This is a genomic window from Streptomyces sp. NPDC088246 (genome assembly GCF_044741025.1).
Classification (GTDB): Bacteria; Actinomycetota; Actinomycetes; order Streptomycetales; family Streptomycetaceae; genus Streptomyces.
Genome location: NZ_JBIURV010000001.1, coordinates 105,832 through 127,398, shown reverse-complemented (window position 1 = coordinate 127,398; position 21,567 = coordinate 105,832). Strand labels below are relative to the sequence as shown.

The following is a 21,567-nucleotide window of genomic DNA, read 5'->3' as shown; positions in this document are numbered from 1 at the left end:
GTACCGGTACATCTGGCCCAGAGAGTTCACACCCCACACATGAGTCCTGGACCCGACCGAGATCGTCGTGAGACCACCAGAGACTTGCTTCCAGTCAGTCATGCTCGTGTCCCTTCGCCTCGAACGTTGCAAGGAGGAATTTGGCGCTCGGCAAGGTCACCCAAACGACCGCGTTTGTGGATTGACTGCCGAAATAGCCCAAAGATCGCCGTTTGTTTTATTTCACTCCCGATGTGCATGGGAGGCGGTCCTCCCCCGACGCAATCAGAAGGCCGGAAACGCTGTAACCCACAAGAGGCCGGGAGCGGCGGCCGGTTCACCACTCAAGGGACGAACCCCTTGCCCACGCTCGGTCCCAGCGGGCACCGAAGGGACACGCTCGCCAGGATGCCTCCCTCGGGTTCGGCCCCTTGGACAGGTTGCGAGACGTTCACCGGGTCGCGCTCGCGCGCCGTGCCGGGAATCCGTGTACGCGGGCTGTGGTCGCCACCGCCGCCACCGGCAGCATCAGCACAAGTACGCTCCAGGGAAAGGCCGTTGATCCGAACGTTTCCAGCAGGAAGACGCCCACGACGCCGCCACCGGCCGTGCTCGCCACTCTGAAGCACGAGCGCGACCGCATGACCGAGCGCATCCAGTGCCTGGTGCGCAACAGGGACGCGATCGGCGTGTACCTCGACACCGTACGCGCCACCGAACGACCGGACCCCGCCCCCGAAGCGCCGCCTGCGCTGTCGTGACCCGGCTGCGGCGGCGGTCAACTCGGCGAGCGCGGTACGTGACCCACATGGCCGTGGGCAGAACCGATTCGGCAGCTCCCGTCCGGGTGACGGAACCCCACATCTGACTGTAACTGCAGGTCATCACCCCAGACTTGGGCCGGTTCCGATTTTTCTCCCGCACAAGGAGTGCCCTTCATGCGTCTTCGTTCCACCGTGGCTGCCGCCCTCGGCGCGCTCTCGCTCATCGTCGCTGTGCCGACCTCGGCCGACGCGGCCTCCGGAGACTTCAGCTACACGTACAGCGGTCTCGACGGCTCCCCGCAGGTCGCCTTCCTGATCGACCCGCCGAGCAGGGAGTGCATCACCCTGCCCGAGGTCGCCGACCCCGGTTCGTCGAGCCCCGCCCGCTCTCCGTGGAACTACACCGACGCAACCGCCGTTGTCTTCACCGGCGTCGACTGCCAGGGCGACTTCTTCCTCCTCCGGCCGAACGGCGGCCACGCCTCCGACCGGCTGAAGCTCCGTTCCGTCGCCTTCGGCTGATCCCGCCACCACCGTCCGGCCGCCCACCCCGGTACGAGTCAGCCGCGCTCGTGCCGGGGTGGCGCGGTCACGGGAATGAGGCCCTGCCGTCGCTGGTTGGCCGGACATGTCGACACCCCGTGTGATCCTCTTGCTGTCCGGGAGCCTGCGCAGCGGTTCCTCCAACGAGACCGTGCTGCGCACCGTGCAGGCCGTGGCGCCTGCGGGCGTACGGACCGTTCTCTACGGCGGCCTCGCGGCGCTCCCGCACTTCAATCCCGATGACGACGCCGAGCCCCTGCCGGAGCCGGTGGCCGCGCTGCGTACGGCGATCGACGAGGCGGATGCCGTCCTGGTCTGTACACCGGAGTACGCGGGGACCCTGCCGGGGGCGTTCAAGAACCTGCTGGACTGGACGGTCGGCGGCACCGAGATCTGCGACAAGCCGACCGCGTGGGTGAACGCCGCTGCCGCCGGCCGTGGCCAGGGCGCGGAGGCCACGCTGCGAACGGTGCTCGGCTACACCGGTGCGGACATCGTGGAACCGGCCTGCGTGCGGATCACCGTGGACCGGAACGCGGTCGACGCGGACGGGATCATCACCGAGCCGGGCGCCCGCGAGCAGCTGGGGCGGGTGCTCGGGCTGCTGACGGGGCGGGCCGCGCAGATCGGTCGCGGGTAGGGCGACGCAGCTGCGGCCCGCCCGGTGGGAGTCGGGCGGGCGAGTGGCTCCCGGCGGGAGCTCCGGGGTCAGGCGCCGATCGCCCAGATGAGGGTGATGGCGCCGACGAATCCGATGATGCCGAGGGTGGTTCCGGCGATTGCGGTCCACAGGCGGCCTGTGCCGTGGCGGGCGCAGTGGATGCCCGCTGCGCCGAGGGTGACGGCGAGGGCTCCGGCGATGACCGCCCATGGGAACATGGCGAGCGCGGGCACCCATACACCTACGGCGGAGATGGAGCCGAGGACAAGTGCGGTGGGGCCCAGGGCGACGGCGGGCGTGTCGGTTCGATCGGGCACGGTCGGCTCAGGCATGAACTGTTCCCCCTTTTGAACGAGTTCAAATCGTGTGCCGATCATACCGGCGGGAGAGCGGCGGACCGGCCGGGGGCGGGCATGGCGAAGCCCCGCCGGCCGGGCGGGGCCCGGGGTCGGCCGCGGCGGCCGAGCCCGGGTGCGGTCGGCCCCATGCACTCGTCGGCGGCCCGCCTGCGGCGCGATGACAGAATCGGATGAATGATGACGTCTTGTGGGCCCGGGCCCGCACCCGAGCCCTGGTCGTGCGACGGGCCGATGCACGCCGACCTTCTCGCGGCGAAGGCGCTGGTCTACGACCCGTGCGGGTTCGTATGTTCCCGGCCGGTGCCCGAGGCGGAGAGCGCCGAATACGGGGCGCATGTATTCACCGTGGACGGCGCCGCCGTCAGGTTCCGGGTGGCCAGGACGACCCCGACGAAGGCCGGTCAGTTCGTGACGGTGTGGAAGCGGTCCGCCGGTGGGCCGATTCAGCCCTACGACTCCGAGGACCCTGTCGATCTCTTCGTCATCAGTACCCGTGACGCCGACCGTTTCGGGCAGTTCGTGTTTCCGCGGGACGTGCTCTGCGAGCGGGGCATCGTGTCGAGGAACGGTTCCGGTGGGAAGCGCGCCTTCCGCGTCTACCCGCCCTGGGTCACCACGACCAATCGCCAGGCCGGCCGTACGCAGGAGTGGCAGGCGGACCATTTCCTGCGTGTGGGCCTGCCTGCGGAAGAGGGTGGGGCGGTCGACCCGGGCCGGTCCCGGGCGCTCTATCACCCGTGACCGCGCCGCCCGCCCGGCGCGGTGGGCACAGGGCGGCGGCCGTCAGCGGTAGTCCTCCGGGTGGCCCTGCATCCAGGTGTTGATGCGGTCGCGGGTGCCGATCAGTTCGGAGCGGTGCTTCTCCAGGTTGGCCGTGGTGGTGTCACCGTTCAGCGTCTTGCGCAGGGCGCTGATCCGGGCCAGCGGCTCCTTGAAGTGGCCGGGGCCCTGAGCGTCCGTCTTCATCGCCTTGTCCAGGAGCGCCAGTTCGTCGTTGACCCGGCCCAGGAAATAGGCACAGTTCGCCGATCCCGGGGTGCAGTTGTCGTTCAGCGTGGCCTGGAGACCCGCGAAGGCGTCGCGTACGGCCTCCGGACTGTTCCCGGCGGCCTCGACCGCCTCCGCTTCCGCACTCGCCTCGTCCGAGGCGCTCTTCGCCGCGGCGGCGTCGTCGGCCGCCTTGGCCATGGCCGCCGCGTTCGCGGACGGCGCCACACGGGGAACGTCGTCGCCCGGCCCCTGCGATGTGGAGACGCTGGTGCAGCCCACCAGGAACGCTCCGAGAACCGCCGCCGCGGCCACGGCCGTTGCAGCGCCGCGCGTGTTGGTGCGGATGAACATGAGGCCCCCCTCTTCCGGTTGGGCCAGACCCTACATCCCCGGTCCGGCGTCGCCCCCCGCCCCTCACCCCGTGATCAGGGTCTGCAGCGCGGGCGCGTACAGGTCCGCGATGTGTTCGGGGGTGGCCTGGGCGCCTGCGCCCTCGCGGTGGAGGCTGAGGGTGGCGCCGAGGCCGAGGAGGTGGCCGGCGATCAGTTCGGCGCGCAGGGCGCGTTCGGGGCCGGTGAGGCGGGCGGCCAGGGCGTCGGTGACCTGTTCGTGGAAGCGGTCGCGCAGCAGGGAGCGTTCGTCGTGGTTGCCGAGCGAGAAGACGACCCGCAGCAGTGGGTCGGACTGCAGTTCCCGGCGGCGGCTCACCAGCGTCACCACCATGTGGCGGCCCAGCATGCCGAGCGGGGCGTCGAAGAGTTCGGCGGCTGCGGGACCGAAGTCGGCGACGGTGTTGAAGAGTTCTTCCTTGCGGCCGAAGTGCTTGACGACCAGGGACGGGCTCACTCCGGCGTCGGCCGCGATCCCCCTTATGGTCACCTCGGCGTAGGGGCGCTGTGTGAACGCCCGGCGGGCGGCGCGCAGGATCGCGTCCCGGCCCGTGCCCGGATCGGCGGCGGCCGGCTCCGGTCCCGGGGCCGGAGCCGGGGCCGGGGCCGGAGCCGGGGCCGGAGCCGGGGCCGGGGCCGGAACGGTGGCCTGGCGGCTGGTCATGCGCCCTCCTGGATCGGCATCGTCCGCACACCGTCCTTCCGGTCGCCCGGGGCGTTGCGGCTCTCTTCGACCGTACCCGCCGTGGGCGTACGGCCGCCCGGCAGGCACAGCGTGACCAGCATCGCCGCGAGCGCCGCGCCCGCCGCGATCAGGAAGACCACCTGGTAGGCGTGGAGCGTCGGGGCCGTCCGGCCGCCCGCCACGAACGTGATGCCGGCGAGGACCGCGGCCACCGTCGCGCTGCAGAAGGCCTGCCCGATCGACCGCATCAAGGTGTTGAGGCCGTTGGCCGCGCCCGTCTCGCCGACCGGGACGCCGCGCATGACCAGCGCGGGCAGCGCCGAGTACGCGATGGCCGTGCCCGAGGCGACGACCGTCGCACCGGCGATGATCATCCAGAGGCTGTGGCTGGTGAAGTACCGCACCACGTAGCCGGCCGCGATCACGCCCGCCGCCAGCGCAAGGCTCACCTTCGGACCGTACTTCGCGGAGATCCGCGCCGAGACCGGCGAGAGCGCCACCATCATCACGCCGCCCGGCAGCAGACACAGCCCGCTGACGACGAGCGAGGCACCGAGCCCGTAACCCGTCGCCTTCGGCTCCTGCACCATCTGCGCGGTGACCAGGGAGTTCGCATAGAAGGCGAAGCCGATCAGCAGGGCGGCGACATTGGTGAGCAGGACGGCCGGGCGGGCCGAGACCCGCAGATCGACCATGGGTGTCGGGACGCGGAGCTCGTACGCACCCCAGACCAGCGCCACGACGACCGCGGCCACCAGCAGGCCGACCGTCCGCGCCGACGTCCAGCCCCAGTCGGCGCCCTGGGTGACCGCGAGCAGCAGACAGACCAGGGCCCCGGACAGCCCCAGCGCACCGACGGCGTCGAACCGACCGCGGGTGCGGAGCGGGGATTCCGGTACGCACCGCAGCACCAGCACGATGTCGATGACGCCGATCACTCCCGAGACCCAGAACATCGTGTGCCAGTCGAAGTTCTCGACGACGAGCGCCGCGACCGGCAGCCCGACCGCCGCGCCGATGCCGAGCGTGGAGCTCATCAGCGCCACGGCGGACAGCACCCGCTCGGGCGGGAGTTCGTCGCGCAGGATGCTGATGCCCAGCGGTACGACGGCGAGCGCCGCACCCTGCAGGGCACGGCCGGTGATCAGCACCCCGATGTGGGAGCTGACCGCGCACAGGACCGAGCCCACCACCAGCACCATGAGCGAGGCGACGAGCACCCGCCGCTTGCCGTACATGTCACCGACCCGGCCCAGGACGGGCGTGAAGACGGCGCCGGTGAGGAGGGTGACGGTGACCAGCCAGCTCGCGGCGGCGGGGGTCGCGCCGGTGAGGGCCGGGATGTGCGGGAGGAGCGGGACGACGATCGTCTGCATGACCGCGACCACGACACCGCAGAACGCGAGGACGCCTACGGCGAAACGGGGATGCGGGGCCTCATCCGTGGTGGCGGTCGGGGCAGGTATGTCCGCGGGCATGGCTCTCCGTACGGTGCTCGGCGGCAGGGGCTTCGCGCAGGGGTGCACGCTCGTTCACCCCCAAGGGTAAACGCCTGTACACCCCCTCGGCGACAGGAAGTCCGCACGCCGCGTTAGCCTCGAAGACCCGGGCTCCGGGTCCGGACAACTCAGACAAGAAGGCGAAGGTGGCTGCGATGGCGAAGGTTCCGGCAGCGGCGGTGGCGGCGAGCGGGCTGGTCGGCGGGTACGCCGTCGCACGGTGGACCAAGAAGCGGCCGCTGGGCGGGGTCGCCCTCGCCGCCGCGGGCAGCGTCGCCGCGTACGAGTGGAACCGGCAGGCCGGGCCGCGCGCGGCCGTCGGGCTGACCACCGCGTATGTCGCCGCGTTCGCCGGTTCGCACCCGCTGGCCAAGAAGGTCGGCGCCTGGCCCGCCGTCTTCGCCGTGGCGGGCGGCGTGGCCGCCGCGTCGTGGGCGGTCACCCGCAGGGCCGCCTGAAGCGCGTACGGATTGCCGGTGATCAGCCGGTGATCAGCTGCCGGACGCGGACGCGTTGAACGCGGGCGGGACCGTGTGCGTATTCAAGGGCACTCCCGGTCCAAGCCGGGTGCGTATCCGTACGACAGGACGGGTACGCACCCGCAACCCTCAAGGCTCCGACGAGCCGGAAACCCGGGTCCTACGCCCCCAGTGCCCGCGACACCGTATAGATCAGCAGCCCCGCCAGCGCACCCACCACCGTGCCGTTGATCCGGATGAACTGCAGGTCACGGCCGATGTGCGCCTCGATCTTCTTCGATGTCTGGTCCGCGTCCCAGCTCGCGACCGTGTCACTGATCAGTGACGTGATCTCCGCGCGGTACGTCGTGACGACATAGACCGCCGCGTCCTCCAGCCAGCCCTCCAGCTTGGCCTGCATCCGCCCGTCCGTCGCCAGCCGCGCGCCGAACGTCAGCAGTGAGGCCCGCGCGCGCAGCCGCAGCTCGCTCTGCTCGTCGTCCGCAGCCGCGATCATCATCGTGCGCACCGACGACCAGGCCGATGCGATGACCTCCTGGACCTCGCCGCGCCCCAGGATCTCCGACTTCAGCCGCTCCACCCGTGCCCGGGTGTCCGAGTCCGTCTGGAGGTCGGCCGCGAAGTCCGTCAGGAACGTGTCGATCGAACCGCGCGCCGGGTGCCCCGGCATGTCCCGCATCTCCGTGATGAAGCGCAGCAGTTCCTTGTAGACCCGCTCCCCCACCCGCTTGTCGACGAACCGCGGCGTCCAGCCCGGTGCCCCGCCCTGCACCGCGTCCATCACCGAATCGCCGTGCAGCACCAGCCAGTCGTGGGCGCGCACACAGATCAGGTCCACCATCCTGCGGTGGCCGCCGTCCGCGACGATCTTCTCCAGCATCTTGCCGAGGCCGGGACCGATCTCCGCCGCATCGGCCCGCCGGGTGATCGCCTCACCCACCACGGCCTGCACATCGGAGTCCCGCAGCACCGTCAGCGCACCGCGCAACGCGGTCGACAGCTCGGCGGTCACCCGGTCGGCGTGATCCGGCTCGGCCAGCCAGGCACCGAGCCGGCCACCGATACCCAGGGCGTGGATCCGGCTGCGCACGACATCGCCGGAGAGAAAATTCTCGCCGACGAAGGAACCCAGGGAGGCTCCCAGCTGGTCCTTCTTGGTGGGGATGATGGCGGTGTGCGGGATCGGCAGACCGAGCGGGCGCTTGAACAGCGCCGTGACGGCGAACCAGTCGGCCAGCGCACCCACCATCCCCGCCTCGGCGGCCGCGGCGACGAAGCCGGGCCAGCCGCCCACACCCGCGTTCTTCGCCCAGGTGGCGAGGATGTACACGAGCGCGACCAGCAGCAGGAGGCCCGTGGCCGTGGTCTTCATCCGGCGTACGCCGCGACGCTTCTCCTCGTCGGCCGCGGTGTACGCGAACGAGGCGAGGGGGGCCGGGTGGCCGCCGGGCGCGGGACGGGCCGCGCCCGCCACCTGCTTCCGGGCACGCTTCGGCCGCCCCGCACCCTGTGCCCCGGGTCCGGTCCCATCGATCCGTTCCATCCGCTCCACCCGTCCGCGTACGCCTCGCCCCCGGTGTCCCGTACGCATTGTCCTTACCTGACCTACTCCCGGGCCGCACGTCGAGTTCCCGACACCTTGCCCCATCATGGGATCAGTCCGATGAAGACCGACCGGCACATGGGGGCCCCGCGACGCCGCCCCCCCCCCCATGTGCCGGCCGGTCTGACCACGAGGAGACACACCGTCCATGCCCAGGCGCCAGGGGTACGCCCTGCACATCGCCCTCGTGGCGGGCACCGCCGCGCTCGCCGCCGGCGTGGCGTTCACCGGCTCCCTGCTCTTCTCCGGCTCCGGCACCCGGTCGCAGCAGATCGCCGCACCCGACCCGCGGTCCGTAGCCCGTGCGCCCGCCGCACCGGCCCACTCCACCGGCCTCTGGCTCGGCACCTGGGCGGCGGCCCCCACCACCGGGGTGATCGACACGTACAACGGCAGCGACCTGACCCGGCGCACCATCCGTAACGTCGTGCACACCAGCATCGGCGGCGACGCGGCCCGCATCACCCTCTCCAACCTCTTCGGCACGCACCCGCTGGTCGTGGACCACGCCACGGTGAACAGCCGCCCCGTGACCTTCCGGGGCGCCGCCGCCGTGACGGTCGCCGCGGGCGGACAGATCGTCAGTGACCCGGTCCTCGTCCCGGTCGCCGCCGACGCCGATCTCGTCGTCACCCTGCGTACCCCCACCGCCGAGGGCCCTGTCACCATCCACCCGGGCACCCACCAGACGTCGTACGTGGAGGACGGGCGGGGCACCTGGCGCACCACCGACTGGCGCTACCTCACCGCCGTCGACGTACACAACGAGAGCGCCGCCGGAACGATCGCGGTGATCGGGGACTCGCTCACCGCGGGCACCGGCTCCACCCTCGACGCGAACAGCCGCTGGCCCGACGTGCTCGCCGACCGGCTGCGCGGCAGGTACGGAGTGGTCAACGCCGGCATCGCGGGCAACCGCATCCTGCGCGACGGCCGCGGTGTACGGGCGAGCGCCCGCTTCGACCGCGACGTGCTGGACGTCGCCGGGGTGAAGACGGTCGTCATCGCGCTCGGCATCAACGATGTGCAGCAGTTCCCGCAGGAGACCGACCCGCAGCGCATCGCGGACGCGCTGCGGTCCATGACCCGGCGCGCCCACGCACACGGGCTGCGGGTCGTCGGGGCGACGCTGATGCCGTACGGGGGGTTCCGCACCTGGACACCCGCGCGGAACGCCGTGCGGGAGCAGGTCAACGAGCTGATCCGGGCTGGCGGGATCTTCGACTCGGTCATCGACTTCGACAAGGCGGCCCGCGACCCGTACCGCCCGGCCCGGCTGCGGCCCGCCTACGACTGCGGCGACCATCTCCACCTGAACGACACGGGCTACCGGCGGCTGGGCGCACTGGTCGGCCTGCCGGCCCTGCAACACGACCGGCCCGTCTCCGACCAGCTCTGGCGGCGGGGCCGGGGGCGGCGGAAGGCCACAGGACGTCTCGGGCTCAGTCCTCGAAGCGGTCCGATGACCCCCGGCCCTTCTCCAGCCGCCCCCGCTCGCGCCCGCGCTCCCGGTCCAGCTCCCGCGCCCGATCCGCGTCCCTCAGCCGCTGCTTCTGCGCCTTGCTCCGCTTGCGTTCCACGCCGACTCCACCCATCAGCGCGAACCCGGTGATCCGCACCCGCGGGGAATCCGGCGACGCAGCTCCCTCGTCCTTCGAGCGCTCGCCGAAGCCGCCCATGATGCCGAAGCCCCTGACCTCGGCGTTCAGCTCCGGCGGGACCGTCACGCGCATACCACCCATGATCGTGAAGCAGCGGATGACCACCTCGCGGTCCTCGAAGTCGGCCTCGCGCAGATCGATCTCGCCACCGCCCCACATCGTGAACGCGGTGAACTTCCGGCCCACCGTCCAGTTTCCCCGGCGGCCGAACCCTCCCCAGACCGCGAACGCGCCGCGCGACGTGGCGGGCTTGCCGATACGGTCCGCCCAGCGCACAGCCGAGCCGGTCGGTACCGGGGCCGCACCCACCGGGGCAACTGCCGTGCCCGGTGCCGGAAGGTCACGGACGAGCGGTTCCAACTCCCCGTGCGTACGCGCCTTGTAGGTCGCTTCGAGCCGGTGCTCGAACTCCTCCATCTCCAGCCGGCCCTCGGCCACCGCCTCGCGCAAGGTCTCGGCGATACGCTCGCGCTCGGCATCGGAAGCACGCATTTCGGGAAGGTCACTTGTCATACCGCGTAGCCTATTGAAAGCGTACGCTCCCGTCACCGATCTACATGCCGCCGGCCGACGCGTACATCTTCGCGATCACGGCCTCGATGTCGGGCTCCCGCACCGACAGGTCGACCAGCGGGTAGTCCGCCGCGATCCGGGCGACCAGCGGCGCGGCCGACTCCGAGGCCGGGAAGGCCAGCCACTGGCGCGGCCCCTCCACCTTCACCGTACGGACCGAAGGCGCAGACTCCAACCGGATAGGCGGGAGTTGACGCTCCAGGTCGACCACCAGCATCCGCTCGCTCTCGCCCACCTCATGCAGTCCGACGAGCGCCCCGTCGTACATCAGACGGCCGTGGTCGATCACCATCACACGCTTGCAGAGCTGCTCGATGTCCGTCAGATCGTGCGTGGTGAGCAGCACGGTCGTGCCACGTTCGGCATTGAGGTCCCGCAGGAATCCACGGACCTTGGCCTTGGAGACGACGTCCAGACCGATCGTCGGCTCGTCCAGGTACAGCACCTCGGGATCGTGCAGCAGCGCCGCCGCGATGTCGCCACGCATCCGCTGCCCGAGCGACAGCTGCCGAACGGGCACCTCCAACAGCTCGCCCAGGTCGAGGAGTTCGATGCAACGGTCCAGATTCTCGCGGTAGCGGGCGTCGGGAATCCGGTACATCCGATGCATCAGCCGGTACGAGTCACGCAGCGGCAGGTCCCACCAGAGCGTGGTGCGCTGGCCGAACACCACACCGATGCGGTGCGCCAGCCTCGTACGCTCCCTGGACGGGTCGATGCCCGCCACCCGCAGCCGGCCGCCGCTCGGGGTGAGGATGCCGGTCAGCATCTTGATCGTGGTCGACTTCCCGGCACCGTTCGGGCCGATGTAGCCGACCATCTCGCCGCGCGCGACGCGGAAGCTGATGGAGTCGACCGCTCGCACCTGGCGGCGTTCACTGCGCATGAAGCCGGTCTTGCGGCGCACGTCGAAGACCTTTTCGACGTTGTCGAGCTCGATGAAGCCGGTGTCGGCGCCCTTGCCGATGTCCGTGCCGGTGCCGGTGCCGGTTTCTGTGTTCATGTCCGATGCCCTCGCCCTTGCCCTCGCCCTGCCCGATGTTTTCGTCAACTGCCCGTGCTGCGGTACGCGCGCAGGCCCGAGCGCCAGGCCAGGCCCGCGAGCAGCCAGCACAGGCCCGCCACCACCGGAGGCAGGAACGCCACCCAGTCCGGCAGGCCCAGCGGATAGTCCCGGCCCAGCACATACAGCGCGGGCAGCCAGTTCACGAAGGCCAGCGGCACCACGAACGTGACCCCGCGCACCAGGTCCTTCGAGAAGATCGACGGCGGGTACTGGAGCAGCGTGTTTCCGCCGTACGTGAAGGAGTTCTGCACCTCGGAGGCATCCTGCGCCACGAACTGGAACGCCGCCCCGGCCACGAACACCGCCGCGAAGATCGCCGCCCCGCTCAGCAGCATCAGCGGAATCATCGCCACCTTCAGCGGTGTCCACCCGATGTCCAGCGTCACCAGCGCGTACCCCAGGACCAGCACCCCCTGGGTGATCCGCCCCATCCTGCGCAGCGCGAACCGGTCCGCCGCGACCTGGGCGAGCACCGGCACCGGCCGTACCAGCAGCGTGTCCAGCGTGCCGTCGCGCACCCGCCGCCCCAGCCGGTCCATCGAGCCCATCACCAGGTCGGCGAGACCGAACGCGGTGCCCGAGGCCCCGTACAGCAGCGCGATCTCCGCCAGCGTGTAACCGCCCAGCGCATCCACGTGCTGGAACATCAGCAGGATCGCGACGAAGTCGAAGGCCGTCACCGCGAAGTTCCCGAACGCCGTCATCGCGAACGAGGCGCGGTACGCCATCGTCGAGCGCAGCCACATCATCGCGATCAGCCCGTACGCACGGACCCCCTCGACGAGCCTGGACCGCTCGACGAACACCACCTCGGGCGTGCCCGCCGCCTCGGCCACCTCCACCGCACCGGCCGTCTCAGCCACCCTGAACCACCACCCTCCTCGTCGCCACCGACTGCACCAACCGCCCCACCAGCAGCAGCGTCAGCGCCCAGCCGCCCTGGAAGGCGTACGCCTCCACCAGCCCCCACCCCGTGCTCTTGCCGAGCAGCACATCGGCCGGCACCTGGAGCAGCGACGACCACGGCAGCACCCGCGCCACGTCGCCCAGCACTCCGGGAAACAGCGTCAGCGGCAGCAGCATCCCGGAGAAGAACATCCCGGCCAGGGACGTCATCTGCGACACCCCCGCCCCGTCCAGCAGCCAGAACGCGGAGAGCGCCACCAGATAGCGGATCGCGAAACTGACCACGACACCGAGCGCCACCGAGACGAGGAAGGCCAGCCAGACCCCCGGCGAGGCGGGCAGCGCCAGATCGAAGGCGAGCGAGCCCAGCAGCATCGGCACGATGCCGCGGCCCAGCAGATGGAACGCCGCCCGACCCAAGTCGCCTGCCAGCCACCACAGTTGGAGGTCCACCGGACGGTAGAGATCCACTGCTACATCGCCCGTACGGATCCGCTCGATCAGCTCGTCCTCGAAACCGCCGCCCATCATGGCGCAGGTCATCAGCAGCGCCTGCCCCAGCCACACATAGGTGAGCGCCTGGGGCATGTCGTAACCGCCGAGCTGCGGACGCTCGTCCCACAGCGCCACATAGGTGTACGCCATGATGAAACCGAAGACGGTGTTGGTGAACACTCCCGCCGCCGTCGCGGTCCGGTAAGTGGCATAGCGCCGGAACCCACCCGCCGCCACCACCGCGTACAGCCGCACCGCATCCACCCCCATCGCCCGGGCGCCCAACGGCGTTGGACACCAAAGCGCACGACCTTAGTCCAACGAAGACGGCCGCCGCGACCGCTTTTCAGGGGTCGATCCGCGGCTTATTCCATAGAAAAGGGCACTATGGGGGAACTGACCGCGGCCGAGGAGTCTGCACGGACATGAGCGACGAGCCACAGCAGCCGAACGGGGAACACGAGCCCCGGGGCCGGTACCCCAGGGACCCGTCCGCCCACGGCAGCAACAGCGGCAACAGCGGCAACAGCGCAGATCGGGGCGGCAAAGCCGGCCGGGCGAAGAAGCACAGGCGTCCCAAAAAGCGCACCGGCTGGCGCCGCGCCGTCCCCACCTGGCGGATGGCCCTCGGCGCACTCATCGTCCTCGCCCTGCTCCTGGTCGGCGGCTTCATCGCCGGATACCAGCTCGTCGACATCCCGCCCGCCAACGCCAGCGCCACCGCGCAGTCCAACGTCTACCTCTACAAGGACGGCAGCGTCATCGCCCGCTCCGGCGAGGTCAACCGGGAGAACGTCAAGCTCGCCCAGGTCCCGCTCAACGTCCAGCACGCCGTCCTCGCCGCCGAGGACCGCGACTTCCACTCCGAACGGGCCGTCGACCTCACAGCCATGGTCCGCGCCGCCTGGAACACCCTCGCCGGCAAGGGCAGACAGGGCGGCTCGACCATCACCCAGCAGTACGTCAAGAACTACTACCTCGGCCAGGAACAGACCATCATCCGCAAGATCAAGGAGTTCTTCATCGCGGTCAAACTCAACCGCGAGGAGCCCAAGAACCAGATCTTCGAGGGCTACCTCAACACCAGCTACTTCGGCCGCAACGCCTACGGCATCCAGGCCGCCGCACAGGCCTACTACGGCAAGGACATCGGCGACATCACCACCGCCGAGGGCGCCTACCTCGCCTCCCTCCTCAACGCCCCCAGCGCCTACGACGTCGTCGTCCACCCCCAGAACAAGGCCGCGGTCTTCGCGCGCTGGAACTACGTACTCGACGGCATGGTCAAGGAGAAGTGGCTCACCGCCGGCGAACGCGCCGCCATGGAATTCCCCGTACCCGGCAAGGCCAAGCCGTCCACCGGGCTCTCCGGACAGCGCGGCTACATCGTCCAGGCCGTCGAGGACTACCTCACCGGCAACGAGGTCATCGACGAGAACACCCTGGCCACCGGCGGCTACCGGATCACCACCACACTGGAGAAGAAGAAACAGAACGCACTCGTCAAAGCCGTCGACGACAACGTCATGTCCCGGACGAGCGCGGAGCGCGAAGCCGACCGCAACGTCCGCGTCGGCGGCGCCTCCATCGACACCGGCACCGGCCGGGTCGTCGCCATGTACGGCGGCGTCGACTACACCAAGCAGTACGTGAACAACGCGACCCGCCGCGACTACCAGGTCGGCTCCACCTTCAAGCCGTTCGTCTTCACCTCCGCCGTCGCGGGCGGCTCCACCACCCAGGACGGCCGGCTCATCACCCCCAACACCGTGTACGACGGCACCAACAAACGCATGGTCCAGGGCCCGAACGGACCCACCGGATACGCCCCCTCCAACGAGGACGACATCGGCTACGGGCCCATCACCGTCCGCATCGCCACCGACAAGTCCGTCAACGCCGTCTACGCCCAGATGGCCGAGGACGTCGGCCCCGACAAGGTCAAACAGACCGCCATCGGCCTCGGCATCCCCAAGAACACCCCCGATCTCACCCCCTACCCGTCCATCGCGCTCGGCGTCGCCACCGCCAGCGTCCTCGACATGACCGAGGCGTACGCCACCCTCGCGGGCCACGGCAGGCACCGCGCGTACACACTCGTCGACAAGGTCAGCAAGGGCGGCGAGGACCTGGAACTCCCCGGCAGGAGCACCGAACAGGCCGTCAGCCGCGAAGCCGCCGACACCACCACCGCCGTCCTCCGGAGCGTCGTCGAAAGCGGCTCCGGCATCGCCGCCCAGGGCGCCGGCCGCCCCGCCGCGGGCAAGACCGGCACCGCCGAAGAGGACAAAGCGGCCTGGTTCGCCGGCTACACCCCCGACCTCACCACCGTCATCGCCGTCATGGGCCAGGACCCCGACACCGGCGCACAGAAACCGCTCTACGGAGCACTCGGACTGGCCCGCATCAACGGCGGCGGCACGCCCGCCCAGACCTGGGCCCAGTACACCGAGGCCGCGCTGCGCGGCACCACGGTCGAGAACTTCGACCTCAGCCTCGAAAGCGGCGCCGAAGAAACCGTCGAGCCCACCGAGGAGAACTCCAGCCCCGGCACCACCGGAACGCCGCCCGAACCCCCCTCCAGCACCCCGCCCAGCAGCCCGTCGACCCCCTGGATCAGCGAACCCGCCACCGGCGGCGGAACGGAAATCGGCGGCGCCGAGAACGGCGGCGGGGACAACGGCGACCGGGACCGCTACGACTTCCTCCCGGGCGCCCGCGGCACCCCGGCACCCCCGGCCACCCCCGCACCCCCGGCCACCCCGGCGCCGCAGGGCACCCCGGCACCGCGTCAGTGACCCGAGGTCGCCTTCAGCCCCACCACGGCCACCAACAGCAGAGAAACGAAGAAGATCCGGGCGGCGGTCACCGGCTCACCCAGTACCACCATGCCGAGAACCGCCGCACCGGCCGCACCGATACCGACCCACACGCCGTACGCCGTACCGATCGGCAGCGTCTTCGCCGCATGGGACAGCAACACCATGCTCATCACGATCCCGAGGCCCGTGAACACACTCGGCCACAGCCGGGTGAACCCCTCGGTGTACTTCATCCCTATCGACCAGCCCACTTCGAGCAGACCGGCGACAACCAGCAGAACCCACGCCATGACGGAACCTCCGACGAGACAGAAAACGCGAACAACACGGGGTGCGTCGTCTTTGCATAGCCCGGTACGGCGCGTCTCGTCGGGGTCACACCACCGTAGCAAAGAACATGCAAAGGGCCTGGTGACATCGGTCACCAGGCCCCTCTCACAACCGCTGCCGCCTACAGATACAGCCCGGTCGAATCCACCGACCCCTCGAACCGGTCCGCCGCCACCGCATGCAGATCCCGCTCGCGCATCAGTACGTACGCCACACCGCGCACCTCGACCTCCGCACGGTCCTCGGGGTCGTACAGCACCCGGTCGCCCGGCTCCACCGTCCGCACGTTCTGACCCACCGCGACCACCACGGCCCAGGCCAGCCGGCGGCCGACCGCAGCCGTCGCCGGAATCAGAATGCCGCCACCCGAGCGCCGCTCGCCCTCCGGCGTATCGGACCGGACCAGCACACGGTCATGGAGCATGCGGATGGGCAGCTTGTCGTCGGTGTTCTCGCTCACGCCCCGCAACCTACCTGTCCGCCGCAGCTCCGCACGCCTCCGGGGTACACGACCGCGGCATCAGTTCTTCCGCCGCCGCTTCGACGCCGCGAGCAGACCCACGACACCCACCGCGAGCAACGCCGCCGGAATCACCCGCTCCAGACGCGGGGCACCGTCCTCGGACACAAACTGCGCCTTCACGTCCGACACCGTCCGGTTCACCGCGACATAGGCCCGCCCGGCCGTCCGGTCCACGGCCTCGGCGGCCTTGGCCTTCGCATCACCCATGATCGTCTTCGGGTGCACCCGCACCCCGATCTCATCGAGCACCACCGCAAGCTGCTCACGCCTGCTGATGATGTCCGCCTCGATCTGCGCAGGGGTCCTGGCATCCGACACTGCGCCGCCTCCGTGGTCCTCGTCCGGTAAACCTTCATCGACAGTCTGTCAGCTCGACCGCCCACGTACCCGGCGGCACCCCTATTACGCTCGGTCCCGTACACCCCACGTGCCACCTGAGGAGAACCATGAGCGAGCGACTCCAGCCCGGCGACACCGCCCCCGCCTTCACCCTCCCCGACGCCGACGGCAACGAGATCTCGCTCGCCGAACACAAGGGCCGCAAGGTCATCGTCTACTTCTACCCGGCCGCCCTCACCCCCGGCTGCACCAAGCAGGCCTGCGACTTCACCGACAACCTGGACCTGCTCGCCGGCGCCGGATACGACGTCATCGGCGTCTCCCCCGACAAGCCCGAGAAGCTCGCCAAGTTCCGCGAGAAGGAAAACCTCAAGGTCACCCTGGTCGGCGACCCCACCAAGGAGACCCTTGAGGCATACGGCGCCTTCGGCGAGAAGAAGCTCTATGGCAAAACGGTGACGGGCGTCATCCGCTCCACGATCGTCGTGGACGAAGAGGGCAAGGTCGAACGAGCCCTCTACAACGTCAAGGCCACCGGCCACGTAGCCAAGATCATCAAGGACCTCGGCATCTGACCCGAGCCCGTCGAGGACCGCCTCGGACGGCCGAGAAGATGTGAGGGACATCCCATTCGGCCATCGATTCGGTCTGCAGCCGCCATGACCGCGCAGAAGCCCTTCCTGGACCACCCACCCGAGGAAAGGACCCGGCCATGGCGGCCCCCGGCCCCCATCAGGCGGCCGATCCGGAAGCGGTCGTGATCGCCGTGGCCTGCATGAAGGAGACCGCCCCGAAGCCCCTGGCCGGCTCTCCGCCCTCGGTGGAGACACATGAGGAGGCGGCAGAACTGGCCGCGGCCCGGACGCCGGAACCGAGGTTCTGACCCCGTACCTGCCGGCCCGCAGGCACACCCCGGTAACATGTCTGACGGCTGGCGGCGGTGGTGCAATGGCGACACAGCAGACTTAGGATCTGTGGCCCGTGAAACGGCTTGAGGGTTCGAATCCCTTCCGCCGCACAGTAAACGGCCTGCGAATCAAGGAACTTGGTTCGCAGGCCGTTCTCGTACCCGTTACGCCTGGCTCAACAGCTCCCGCACCACCGGCACCAGCGCCCGGAACGCCTCGCCGCGGTGGCTGATCGCGTTCTTCTCCGCCGGGGTCAGTTCCGCGCAGGTGCGGGTTTCGCCGTCCGGCTGGAGGATCGGGTCGTAGCCGAAGCCGTTCGTGCCGGACGGGGTGTGGCGCAGGGTGCCCAGGAGGCGTCCCTCGACCACGCGTTCCGTGCCGTCGGGGAGGGCCAGGGCCGCCGCGCAGGCGAAATGGGCGCCGCGGTGCGGGTTGTCGATGTCGGAGAGCTGGGCCAGGAGCAGGTCCAGGTTGGCCCGGTCGTCGCCGTGGGTGCCGGCCCAGCGGGCGGAGAAGATGCCGGGGGCGCCACCGAGTACGTCCACGCAGAGGCCGGAGTCGTCGGCGATGGCGGGGTGGCCGGTGGCCTTCGCGAGGGCGTGGGCCTTGAGGAGGGCGTTCTCGGCGAAGGTGACGCCGGTTTCCTTGACGTCGGGAATATGGGGGTACGCGTCCGCGCCGACGAGTTCGTGGTCGAGGCCTGCGTCGGCGAGGATCGCGTGGAGTTCGGTGATCTTCCCGGCGTTGCGGGTGGCGAGGATGAGGCGGGTCATGTCACCCAGTATCGGGTGTGGTCAGGGCGTGCAGACCTTGCCGATCTCTTTGGCGGCGTCGGTGACCGGGGTGATGTCGGGGGTGGCGTCGCCCTTGTCGATGGAGTCGCGGACATTGCCGACGCCGGACCGCAGGTTGTCGACGGCCTTGCCGAGGTCGGCGTTGTCGGTCTTGTCGCCGAGGTTGCCGAGTTCCTTGTCGATGTCGTCGAGGGCTTCGGATGCCTGGGTGGGGTCGTTCGAGGCGTTGGAGACGGCCTGTTGGAGGTTGTCGACGCTGGTGGCGATGGCGTCGGCGGTGCGGACGCAGTCGAGCGCCTTGTCGACGGCCCCGCAGCCGGCTGTCGCGGTGAGGGTGAGGGCGGTCAGGGTCAGCGCGACGGTGATGCGGCGGTGGCGGATGGCCTCGGCCATGGTGCGGTTCCTCCCCAGGTGCGGATACGCGGACGGGCGCACGGTTCGACCCGTGCGCCCGTGTTCGTAACGACGCGTTGTGGTGCGTATTTGGTTGCTTCTTTACTCGCTCAGCGTGCGGGCCAGGGCCTCGTTCTGGAAAGCGGTGAGGTCTGCGCAGCCGGCGGTGGCGAGGTCGAGGAGGGCGCCCAGTTCCTTGCGGTCGAAGGGGGTGGCCTCGGCGGTGCCCTGAACCTCGACGAAGCGGCCGTCGCCGGTGCAGACGACGTTCATGTCGGTCTCGGCGCGCACGTCCTCCTCGTAGCAGAGGTCGAGGAGGGGGGTGCCGTCGACGATGCCGACGCTGATCGCCGAGACGGTGTCGGTCAGCGGCTTGCGGCCGTGCTTGACGAGCTTCTTGCGCTGGGCCCAGGTGACGGCGTCGGCGAGGGCGACGTAGGCGCCGGTGATGGCGGCGGTGCGGGTGCCGCCGTCGGCCTGGAGGACGTCGCAGTCGAGAACGATGGTGTTCTCGCCGAGGGCCTTGTAGTCGACGACGGCGCGCAGGGAGCGGCCGATGAGGCGGCTGATCTCGTGGGTGCGGCCGCCGATCTTGCCGCGTACGGATTCGCGGTCGCCGCGGGTGTTGGTGGAGCGGGGCAGCATGGAGTATTCGGCGGTGACCCAGCCTTCGCCGCTGCCCTTGCGCCAGCGCGGGACGCCTTCGGTGACGGAGGCGGTGCAGAAGACCTTGGTGTCGCCGAAGGAGATGAGTACGGAGCCTTCGGCGTGCTTGCTCCATCCGCGTTCGATGGTGACGGGGCGGAGCTGTTCGGGGGTGCGGCCGTCGATACGAGACATGGTGTCGACTTTATCGGGTGCGGGGGTGGCGGCCGTTCGGGTGCACCGCAGGCCCCGTCCGGGTGGGCAGGGCCTGCGTGGTGCTGAGTGCTTCGGCTCAGCGGGGGGCTGGGCGGCTGGTCACATCATGTCTTCGATGTCGGCGGCGATGGGGTCGGCGTCGGTGCCGATGACGACCTGGATCGCGGTGCCCATCTTGACGACACCGTGGGCTCCGGCGGCCTTGAGCGCGGCTTCGTCGACCTTGCTGGGGTCGTGGACCTCGGTGCGCAGGCGCGTGATGCAGCCTTCGATCTCGTCGATGTTCTCGATACCGCCGAGCCCGGCGACGATCTTCTCAGCCTTGCTGGCCATGGCCTTCTCCCTGGTTGTTCACATGCGTGCGACGGCCCACCATGGGTCCGTTTCGTCACCGTAACGCACGTTTGGCCCAGCTTCGCGAGCGGGTGACTGGACCGTCCCGAAGGATGACGATCACCGGTGCTGTGCCTTCCAGGCGGGTTACGCACCGTACCTCAACTGGTCTACACCAGTGTGCAACGACCGCCGAACGCGTCTTGTTCCGGGAGGATGCCGATGAGCTCGAGCAGCGCCGCCGTTCCACAGAAGACGTGGTGGAGCGGCCTCTTCCAGGGTCTCCAGAAGATGGGCCGCAGCCTCCAGCTCCCGATCGCCGTCCTGCCGGCGGCAGGCATTCTCAACCGGCTGGGCCAGCCGGACGTATTCGGCGACAAGGGCCTGCGTTGGGGCAATGTCGCCAAGGTGTTCGCGGCCGCGGGTGGCGCGCTGCTCGACTCGGGGCTCGGCCTTCCGCTGCTGTTCTGCGTCGGTGTCGCCATCGGTATGGCGAAGAAGTCGGACGGTTCGACCGCGCTCGCCGCGGTGACCGGCTTCCTCGTCTATTACGCGGTGCTGCACGCCTTCCCGGTGGACTGCGCGCCCGGTTCCACGTTCACTTCGGGCGGCACCTGGTTCGGTACCTGCGTCACCGGCAACGCCAAGGTCACGGCCGCGGAGTACCAGAACCCCGGGGTGTTCGGCGGCATCGTGATGGGTCTGCTGTCCGCCTGGTTCTGGCAGCGGTACCACCGGGTCAAGCTGGTGGACTGGCTGGGCTTCTTCAACGGCCGCCGGCTCGTCCCGATCATCATGGCGTTCGTCGGCCTTCTCGTCGCGGCGTTGTGCGCATGGCTCTGGCAGCCGATCGGCGACGGCCTGACCAGCTTCTCCAAGTGGCTGGTGGACCTGGACTGGGCGGGCTCCGGAATCTTCGGCATCGCCAACCGGGCCCTGCTGGTCATCGGCCTCCACCAGTTCCTGAACACTTTCGTCTGGTTCCAGTTCGGCGACTTCACCAAGCCGGACGGGACGGTCGTACACGGTGACATCAACCGGTTCCTGCAGGGCGACCCGACGGCCGGTCAGTTCACCTCGGGTTTCTTCCCGATCATGATGTTCGCCCTCCCGGCGGCGGCGCTGGCGATCTACCACTGCGCCAAGCCGAATCGCCGGAAGGCGGTCGGCGGCATGATGCTCTCGGTCGGCCTGACGTCGTTCGTGACGGGAATCACCGAACCGATCGAGTACTCGTTCCTCTTCGTGGCACCGCTGCTGTACGCGATCCACGCGGTGCTCACGGGTGTCTCGATGGCCGTGACATGGGCGCTCGGAGTCAAGGACGGCTTCAGTTTCTCCGCCGGGCTGATCGACTACGTCATCAACTGGCACCTGGCGACCAAACCGTGGCTGATCATTCCGCTCGGTCTGGCCTTCGCCGCCGTGTATTACGTGATCTTCCGGTTCGCGATCACCAAATTCAATCTCCAGACTCCGGGCCGGGAGCCCGACGAGCTGGAGGAGGAGATCGAGAGGAACCTCACGAAGTAGCACTTCAGACGGGCTTTCGGCCCGGCCGGAGCAGGCCCTTGAACCCTTGTGGTCCGGGGGCCTTCGCCATGTGACCGAG

General features: G+C 69.7%; 26 protein-coding genes, 1 tRNA gene, 1 pseudogene and 1 riboswitch. Of the genes and pseudogenes, 11 read left to right on the top strand and 17 right to left on the bottom strand.

The features are described from left to right. Positions 1–102 (bottom strand): tectonin domain-containing protein (locus ACIPEK_RS00595; protein WP_401989770.1); only part of this gene is annotated, 102 nt, incomplete at its 3' end. 377 nt (positions 103–479) lie between these two features. On the opposite strand from ACIPEK_RS00595, the gene ACIPEK_RS00590 reads away from it, so the two are divergent. From ACIPEK_RS00590 to ACIPEK_RS00580, 3 genes are all read left to right on the top strand, one after another. Then, positions 480–740 (top strand): hypothetical protein, encoded by a 261-nt coding sequence (locus ACIPEK_RS00590; protein WP_401989452.1) that lies wholly within the window; start codon positions 480–482, stop codon positions 738–740. A gap of 177 nt (positions 741–917) precedes the next feature. Continuing rightward, a complete protein-coding gene (locus ACIPEK_RS00585; RefSeq protein ID WP_401989451.1) occupies positions 918–1,265 on the top strand; it encodes a hypothetical protein in 348 nt (115 codons plus the stop codon). 106 nt (positions 1,266–1,371) lie between these two features. Beyond that, positions 1,372–1,926, top strand: a complete 555-nt coding sequence (locus ACIPEK_RS00580) for an NADPH-dependent FMN reductase (RefSeq protein WP_401989450.1) — start codon at positions 1,372–1,374, stop codon at positions 1,924–1,926. A 68-nt stretch (positions 1,927–1,994) separates the two neighbouring features. Here the strand turns inward: ACIPEK_RS00580 and ACIPEK_RS00575 are convergent, their stop codons facing one another. Continuing rightward, positions 1,995–2,279, bottom strand: a complete 285-nt coding sequence (locus ACIPEK_RS00575) for a hypothetical protein (protein WP_401989449.1) — start codon at positions 2,277–2,279, stop codon at positions 1,995–1,997. A gap of 258 nt (positions 2,280–2,537) precedes the next feature. On the opposite strand from ACIPEK_RS00575, the gene ACIPEK_RS00570 reads away from it, so the two are divergent. Then, positions 2,538–3,047: a MepB family protein gene (locus ACIPEK_RS00570; protein WP_383069315.1), complete on the top strand. Its 510-nt coding sequence runs from the start codon at positions 2,538–2,540 to the stop codon at positions 3,045–3,047. Positions 3,048–3,089: 42 nt separating this feature from the next. Here ACIPEK_RS00570 and ACIPEK_RS00565 read toward each other — a convergent pair whose 3' ends face one another. The 3 genes from ACIPEK_RS00565 to ACIPEK_RS00555 form a co-directional block, all read right to left on the bottom strand. Continuing rightward, positions 3,090–3,647, bottom strand: coding sequence for a hypothetical protein (locus tag ACIPEK_RS00565; protein WP_401989448.1), 558 nt, complete (start codon positions 3,645–3,647; stop codon positions 3,090–3,092). Between the two features lie 63 nt (positions 3,648–3,710). Continuing rightward, on the bottom strand, positions 3,711–4,349 hold the full coding sequence (locus ACIPEK_RS00560; protein ID WP_401989447.1) for a TetR family transcriptional regulator: 639 nt from the start codon (positions 4,347–4,349) through the stop codon (positions 3,711–3,713). After that, positions 4,346–5,848, bottom strand: a complete 1,503-nt coding sequence (locus tag ACIPEK_RS00555) for an MFS transporter (RefSeq protein WP_401989446.1) — start codon at positions 5,846–5,848, stop codon at positions 4,346–4,348. The genes ACIPEK_RS00560 and ACIPEK_RS00555 overlap by 4 nt, the downstream gene beginning before the upstream one ends. Positions 5,849–6,024: 176 nt before the next feature. On the opposite strand from ACIPEK_RS00555, the gene ACIPEK_RS00550 reads away from it, so the two are divergent. Then, complete coding sequence (locus ACIPEK_RS00550) at positions 6,025–6,327, top strand: hypothetical protein (protein ID WP_327274997.1); 303 nt, start codon at positions 6,025–6,027, stop codon at positions 6,325–6,327. A gap of 181 nt (positions 6,328–6,508) precedes the next feature. Here the strand turns inward: ACIPEK_RS00550 and ACIPEK_RS00545 are convergent, their stop codons facing one another. Continuing rightward, on the bottom strand, positions 6,509–7,891 hold the full coding sequence (locus ACIPEK_RS00545) for a DUF445 domain-containing protein (protein ID WP_401989445.1): 1,383 nt from the start codon (positions 7,889–7,891) through the stop codon (positions 6,509–6,511). A gap of 208 nt (positions 7,892–8,099) precedes the next feature. On the opposite strand from ACIPEK_RS00545, the pseudogene ACIPEK_RS00540 reads away from it, so the two are divergent. After that, positions 8,100–9,347, top strand: a pseudogene (locus ACIPEK_RS00540) (SGNH/GDSL hydrolase family protein); the annotation flags it as partial. 46 nt (positions 9,348–9,393) lie between these two features. On the opposite strand, the gene ACIPEK_RS00535 reads toward ACIPEK_RS00540, so the two are convergent. The 4 genes from ACIPEK_RS00535 to ACIPEK_RS00520 form a co-directional block, all read right to left on the bottom strand. Further along, positions 9,394–10,104, bottom strand: a complete 711-nt coding sequence (locus ACIPEK_RS00535) for a DUF1707 domain-containing protein (RefSeq protein ID WP_401989444.1) — start codon at positions 10,102–10,104, stop codon at positions 9,394–9,396. Between the two features lie 61 nt (positions 10,105–10,165). Further along, positions 10,166–11,188, bottom strand: coding sequence for an ATP-binding cassette domain-containing protein (locus ACIPEK_RS00530; protein ID WP_401989443.1), 1,023 nt, complete (start codon positions 11,186–11,188; stop codon positions 10,166–10,168). A 44-nt stretch (positions 11,189–11,232) separates the two neighbouring features. Then, positions 11,233–12,114, bottom strand: coding sequence for an ABC transporter permease (locus tag ACIPEK_RS00525; RefSeq protein ID WP_401989442.1), 882 nt, complete (start codon positions 12,112–12,114; stop codon positions 11,233–11,235). Continuing rightward, positions 12,107–12,907: an ABC transporter permease gene (locus ACIPEK_RS00520; RefSeq protein WP_383069362.1), complete on the bottom strand. Its 801-nt coding sequence runs from the start codon at positions 12,905–12,907 to the stop codon at positions 12,107–12,109. The genes ACIPEK_RS00525 and ACIPEK_RS00520 overlap by 8 nt, the downstream gene beginning before the upstream one ends. A 170-nt stretch (positions 12,908–13,077) precedes the next feature. Here ACIPEK_RS00520 and ACIPEK_RS00515 point away from each other — a divergent pair, with 170 nt between their 5' ends. Continuing rightward, positions 13,078–15,450: a transglycosylase domain-containing protein gene (locus tag ACIPEK_RS00515; RefSeq protein WP_401989441.1), complete on the top strand. Its 2,373-nt coding sequence runs from the start codon at positions 13,078–13,080 to the stop codon at positions 15,448–15,450. Here ACIPEK_RS00515 and ACIPEK_RS00510 read toward each other — a convergent pair. The 3 genes from ACIPEK_RS00510 to ACIPEK_RS00500 all read right to left on the bottom strand — a co-directional run bounded on the left by ACIPEK_RS00510 (position 15,444) and on the right by ACIPEK_RS00500 (position 16,645). Beyond that, a complete protein-coding gene (locus ACIPEK_RS00510; protein WP_093900307.1) occupies positions 15,444–15,764 on the bottom strand; it encodes a multidrug efflux SMR transporter in 321 nt (106 codons plus the stop codon). The genes ACIPEK_RS00515 and ACIPEK_RS00510 overlap by 7 nt on opposite strands. 40 nt (positions 15,765–15,804) lie before the next feature. Beyond that, positions 15,805–15,869: riboswitch (guanidine-III (ykkC-III) riboswitch) on the bottom strand. Positions 15,870–15,925: 56 nt separating this feature from the next. Beyond that, complete coding sequence (locus tag ACIPEK_RS00505; protein ID WP_030923137.1) at positions 15,926–16,264, bottom strand: co-chaperone GroES; 339 nt, start codon at positions 16,262–16,264, stop codon at positions 15,926–15,928. Positions 16,265–16,324: 60 nt separating this feature from the next. Beyond that, positions 16,325–16,645, bottom strand: a complete 321-nt coding sequence (locus tag ACIPEK_RS00500) for a DUF3618 domain-containing protein (protein ID WP_401989440.1) — start codon at positions 16,643–16,645, stop codon at positions 16,325–16,327. Between the two features lie 128 nt (positions 16,646–16,773). On the opposite strand from ACIPEK_RS00500, the gene bcp reads away from it, so the two are divergent. The 3 genes from bcp to ACIPEK_RS00485 all read left to right on the top strand — a co-directional run bounded on the left by bcp (position 16,774) and on the right by ACIPEK_RS00485 (position 17,684). Beyond that, entirely contained in the window at positions 16,774–17,241 is a 468-nt protein-coding gene (gene bcp / locus ACIPEK_RS00495) for a thioredoxin-dependent thiol peroxidase (protein ID WP_401989439.1), read from the top strand. Positions 17,242–17,378: 137 nt separating this feature from the next. Beyond that, positions 17,379–17,549, top strand: coding sequence for a hypothetical protein (locus ACIPEK_RS00490; RefSeq protein ID WP_401989809.1), 171 nt, complete (start codon positions 17,379–17,381; stop codon positions 17,547–17,549). 51 nt (positions 17,550–17,600) lie between these two features. Further along, positions 17,601–17,684, top strand: a tRNA-Leu gene (locus ACIPEK_RS00485). Positions 17,685–17,738: 54 nt separating this feature from the next. On the opposite strand, the gene rdgB is transcribed toward ACIPEK_RS00485, so the two are convergent. The 4 genes from rdgB to ACIPEK_RS00465 all read right to left on the bottom strand — a co-directional run bounded on the left by rdgB (position 17,739) and on the right by ACIPEK_RS00465 (position 19,955). Continuing rightward, complete coding sequence (rdgB, locus tag ACIPEK_RS00480) at positions 17,739–18,347, bottom strand: RdgB/HAM1 family non-canonical purine NTP pyrophosphatase (RefSeq protein WP_401989438.1); 609 nt, start codon at positions 18,345–18,347, stop codon at positions 17,739–17,741. 21 nt (positions 18,348–18,368) lie between these two features. Next, positions 18,369–18,761, bottom strand: a complete 393-nt coding sequence (locus tag ACIPEK_RS00475; protein ID WP_401989437.1) for a hypothetical protein — start codon at positions 18,759–18,761, stop codon at positions 18,369–18,371. A 102-nt stretch (positions 18,762–18,863) separates the two neighbouring features. Beyond that, positions 18,864–19,601 (bottom strand): ribonuclease PH, encoded by a 738-nt coding sequence (gene rph, locus ACIPEK_RS00470; RefSeq protein ID WP_401989436.1) that lies wholly within the window; start codon positions 19,599–19,601, stop codon positions 18,864–18,866. A gap of 120 nt (positions 19,602–19,721) precedes the next feature. Next, positions 19,722–19,955 carry a glucose PTS transporter subunit EIIB gene (locus tag ACIPEK_RS00465; protein WP_014156020.1) on the bottom strand — a complete coding sequence of 78 codons (234 nt, stop codon included), beginning with the start codon at positions 19,953–19,955 and terminating at the stop codon, positions 19,722–19,724. Between the two features lie 222 nt (positions 19,956–20,177). Here ACIPEK_RS00465 and ACIPEK_RS00460 point away from each other — a divergent pair, with 222 nt between their 5' ends. After that, the gene (locus ACIPEK_RS00460) at positions 20,178–21,488 is read left to right on the top strand and encodes a PTS transporter subunit EIIC (RefSeq protein ID WP_401989435.1); all 1,311 of its coding nucleotides are present in this window, start codon (positions 20,178–20,180) and stop codon (positions 21,486–21,488) included. Positions 21,489–21,567 lie beyond the last annotated feature (79 nt).